This window comes from Actinocrinis puniceicyclus, assembly GCF_018283645.1.
In the GTDB taxonomy this organism is placed as follows: Bacteria; Actinomycetota; Actinomycetes; order Streptomycetales; family Catenulisporaceae; genus Actinocrinis; species Actinocrinis puniceicyclus.
Genome location: NZ_JAGSXH010000239.1, coordinates 1 through 3,766 on the forward strand (window position 1 = coordinate 1; position 3,766 = coordinate 3,766).

Below are 3,766 nucleotides of genomic sequence, written 5' to 3' on the forward strand. Positions count from 1 at the left end.
GCCGGGGTCGGGGTGGCGGATCTCGGATTGCTGCTGTGCAACCGGCTCGGCCGCAGCGCCACCCTCGTCCCCGGGCAGCGAAACGGCGCCGCTCCTGGCCGGCGGCCGGTCAACACCATCTTCGCCTGGAGCGCGAGCAGTCCCGCCGGAGTGCGGTGGCTGGGCGGCACCCCCGGCGGCGACGGCCAGTGCCAGTGGAACGCGCAGGTTCTCGCAGGGTTGCTGATCGACGGTGTGGACGTGCTGAGCGCGCTGAACCGGCCGCGGTGGACCTACCTGCCCGGCGCGGACAAGAACGAGGCGGACCAGAAACCGCACCTGCAGGTCGACGCCTCGATGACCGCCGAAGTCCGGGACGCCCTCCAGGCGGCCGGCCACACGCTGCGCGTGCGCGCCAGCGTCGGCGGTGCGGTGCGCGTGCTCCAGCGCGACGACTCGTCGATCCACGGACTCGACGACGGCCGCCAGGAAGGACTCACCGCAGGAATCTGACCCGCGCGGCCTGTCCGGCCGCTGGGTCGTCAGCACGGCGGACGGCATCGCCGTGCTCGAGCACGGGCGCCGGTCGAGCACGGCTCGCACGCCGATCTGCCGGCCCGCGACGGGCTCCACGCGGAGTTGTTCTCACTCCATTCGCGGGCCTACCGGTGGGGCCGGCCGCGGCTCGGCCGGCAACGCACGCTCACCCGCCCGCGACCGCGTCGTGGGCGCGCAGCGCGGGCAGCACCGTCTCCCCGAACAGCAGCACGTCCTTGTCGTATTCGGGGAAGATCAGCATCAGTCCGTCGAGGTCCGCCTCCCGGGTGATGTAGGTGATGTGCTCGATCAGCGTGTCGGCGTCGCCGGCCACGTAAGGGGTCTGGAACGCGGCCTCGCCGACCGCGCCGGCGGCCCACGCGCGCGCCTGCTGCGCCGGGATGCCCCAGGACGCGCGCATCAGTGCCAGCGCCTCGCGGTCGAGGCCGGCGCCCCACTGCTCGACCTTGCGCCGCGCCGCCTGACCGGTCTCGGCCTGCACGACGGTGAGCATCGAATAGGTCTTACACGCCCGGCCGTATTCCGCGGCCCGCTCGTGCACGTCGCGCGAGAGCCCGCGCATCTCCTCGAGGGTGTCCCCGGCCAGGAACGCGCCGTCGGCGTACTTGGCCTGGAGCGCGCGCGCCTCGACGGACCGGCCGGCGCTGATGATCGTCGGGCGCACGGCCGGGTGCGGGCGGGACTGACAGCCCTCAAGGGTGAAGTACGGGGTGCGCATGGTCACCGAGTCCTCGGTCCACAGCCGCAGCACCGCCTCGGTCCACAGCTCGGTCATCGCGTACCGGTCAGCGTGGCTCAGCTCCGGGTCCCACTCACCGAACTGCGCGAACTCGGCCGCGTAGGCCCCGTTGACGATGTTCATCCCGGCCCGGCCGCCGCTGACGTCCTGCAGGGTGGTGACCATCTTCGCGGCGATCGCCGGGTTGTGGACGTTGGCGTGCACGCTGGCCCAGATCTTCACCCGGCTGGTGGCCTCGGCCAGCGCGCTCATCAGGGTCAGCGACTCCAGGGAGCGTCCCCAGTGGTCGGTCGCGCCGCCGAAGCCGCGCCACTTCGCCATCGACATCACGAAGTCCAGGCCGATCTCCTCCGCCCGCATCGCGGCGCGCCGGTTCCAGGCGTAGCTCGCCTCCGGATGCGGGGCCGTGGTCGAGACCATCCAGCCGCCGTTGCCGATCGGCAGAAAGATGCCGTACTCCTTCGCTCCCATCCGCGGGACCTCCCTTTGTTCGGCTCTTGACGGTTACGGCGCAGGCCAGATGAGGGTGTTGCCGTTGTAGTCGGCCTTGATGTACGAATCGTCGAACCAGGACGAGATCTGCGCGGAGGCGACGCTCGCCGGGATGATGGAGAACTCGCGCAGCATGTCGCCGAGCGCGGTCACGTTCTTCGGGTCGATGCCGCCGAGCGGCTGGCCGGGCGTCGGGTTGTCGGCCACGGTCCTGGTCTCGGTGCTCCAGATCTGCTCGTTGAGCTTCGTGTCGTAGGTCGGGCCGGACAGGGCGGCCGCGTAGCCGACGCACTGGGCGGCGCGCGCCGGGCTGGCTGAGCAGTAGGCGTAGGCGTGCAGGGCCGCGCGCAGCATGTCCTGGACCGCGGTCGGGTGCGCGGCGGCGAACGCGGGGTTGACCGCCATGGCGCCGAGCGAGCTGGGGACGCCGTACTTGACGGGCTGCCAGACCGTGACCTTGTGGCCGGCGTCCGCGAGCTGGTTGGGCTCGTTGGACACGAAGCCGGTCAGCGCCTCGAGGCCGCCCTGGTGCCGGGGCAGCACGGTCGGGTCGTAGCCCTCGGTGACAACCTTCAGCGAGTTCCAGTTCACCCCTGCTTTGACCAGCATCGCGCGCACCGAGGCCGGCATGTAGCCCTTGTCGCCGATGATCTTGCCGTCGAGCTGGGTCAGGCTCGTGATGTCAGGGTTCGTCATCAGGATGTCGAGACCGGCGTCGGAGTAGGAGGAGACCCCCTCGATGGCGATGCCGTTGGCCCGCGCCTGGATCAGGTCCTGCTCGGCCACCGCCCCGATCTGTGCCTTGCCGCCGGCCAGCAGCTTCGTGCCCTGCGCGGTGTCGCCGGTGCTGGGCTGCAGGTGCACGTCGAGGCACAGGTCCTTGAAGTAGCCGAGCTTGTCGGCGGCGACGTATTCGAGGATCGAGGCCGAGGACTGGAACTCGTATCCGGACAGGTAGGTGATCTGGCCGGCTGCCTTGTTCTGGGCGCAGCGCTGGGACGAGATCGCCGTGGCGGAAGCGGCGGCCGGGGAGCCGCCGGATGAGCCGCAGGCCGCGGCGGCGAAGGCCAGGACGGCCGCGGTCAGCGCGGCCGTCGCGGTGCGCACGGGCCGGTGGTGTCGGAGCATGGATTCTTCCTTCTCTCTTCGGGCGAAGCGCGCCGCTCGTCGCGGCCGGGGGTCCTCCCGGGCGCGTCAGGTGCGGTCGACGGAGCTTTCGTGCCAGTGCAGGGCGCGGCGTTCGGTGGTGATGATCACCAGCATCAGCGCGCAGCCCATCGCCGCCAGCGCGCCGATCGCCGCGTAGACCACCGCGAGCTGGTTCATCGAGGATGCGTTGCTGATCACCGTGCCGAGCCCGCCGGACGCACCGGAGGCGGACAGTTCCGCGACGACGGCTCCGATCACCGACAGCGGGGTGACGATGCGCAGCGCGGCGAACAGGTACGGCAGCGCGTGCGGCACACGCAGGTGGAGCAGGATCTCGAGGCGCGAGGCGTTCATCGTCCGGTAGACCTGGAGTACCGGCGCCGGCACCGCGCGCAGGCCGGTGGCCGTGTTGATCAGGATCGCGAAGAAACAGATCAGGGCCGTGATGATGATCTTCGGTGCGTTGCCGAAGCCGAAGGCCACCACGAGCGCCGGCGCGATGGCGACCAACGGGGTGACGTTGAGCACGACCGCGATCGGCATCACCGCCCGGCGCACCAGCGGGACCTCGCTGATCACGACCGCGAGCAGGAACGCGGCGACGAAGCTGATACCCAGTCCCGCGAGCGACTCCTCGAGCGTGATCCCCGCGTTGCGCAGGTAGTAGCCGGGGTTGCGGGTGAGGGTGCCGCCCACCGCGCCGAGCGGCGGCAGCAGATAGGGCATGCGCTGGGCGGCCCACTGCCACAACCCGCCGAGCAGACCCAGCATGACGACCGCCGGCAGCCACATCGCGGGCCGGATCCAGGCCAGCCGCGAGCGCGGGTGCCGGAGGCTGTAGCGGGAGGG

Annotated in this window: 4 protein-coding genes; 1 reads left to right on the forward strand and 3 read right to left on the reverse strand. The window is 71.1% G+C overall.

Annotated elements, in window-relative coordinates:
• The coding region (locus KGA66_RS28285; RefSeq protein WP_211472535.1) for a gamma-glutamyltransferase at positions 1-492 on the forward strand (492 nt) is incomplete at its 5' end.
• Positions 493-682: 190 nt separating this feature from the next.
• On the opposite strand, the gene KGA66_RS28290 is transcribed toward KGA66_RS28285, so the two are convergent.
• From KGA66_RS28290 to KGA66_RS28300, 3 genes are all read right to left on the reverse strand, one after another.
• Positions 683-1,747, reverse strand: coding sequence for an LLM class flavin-dependent oxidoreductase (locus tag KGA66_RS28290; RefSeq protein WP_211472536.1), 1,065 nt, complete (start codon positions 1,745-1,747; stop codon positions 683-685).
• A 33-nt stretch (positions 1,748-1,780) separates the two neighbouring features.
• Complete coding sequence (locus KGA66_RS28295; protein WP_211472538.1) at positions 1,781-2,896, reverse strand: ABC transporter substrate-binding protein; 1,116 nt, start codon at positions 2,894-2,896, stop codon at positions 1,781-1,783.
• Positions 2,897-2,962: 66 nt separating this feature from the next.
• Positions 2,963-3,766: ABC transporter permease (locus tag KGA66_RS28300; RefSeq protein ID WP_211472540.1), on the reverse strand; the 804-nt coding region annotated here is incomplete at its 5' end.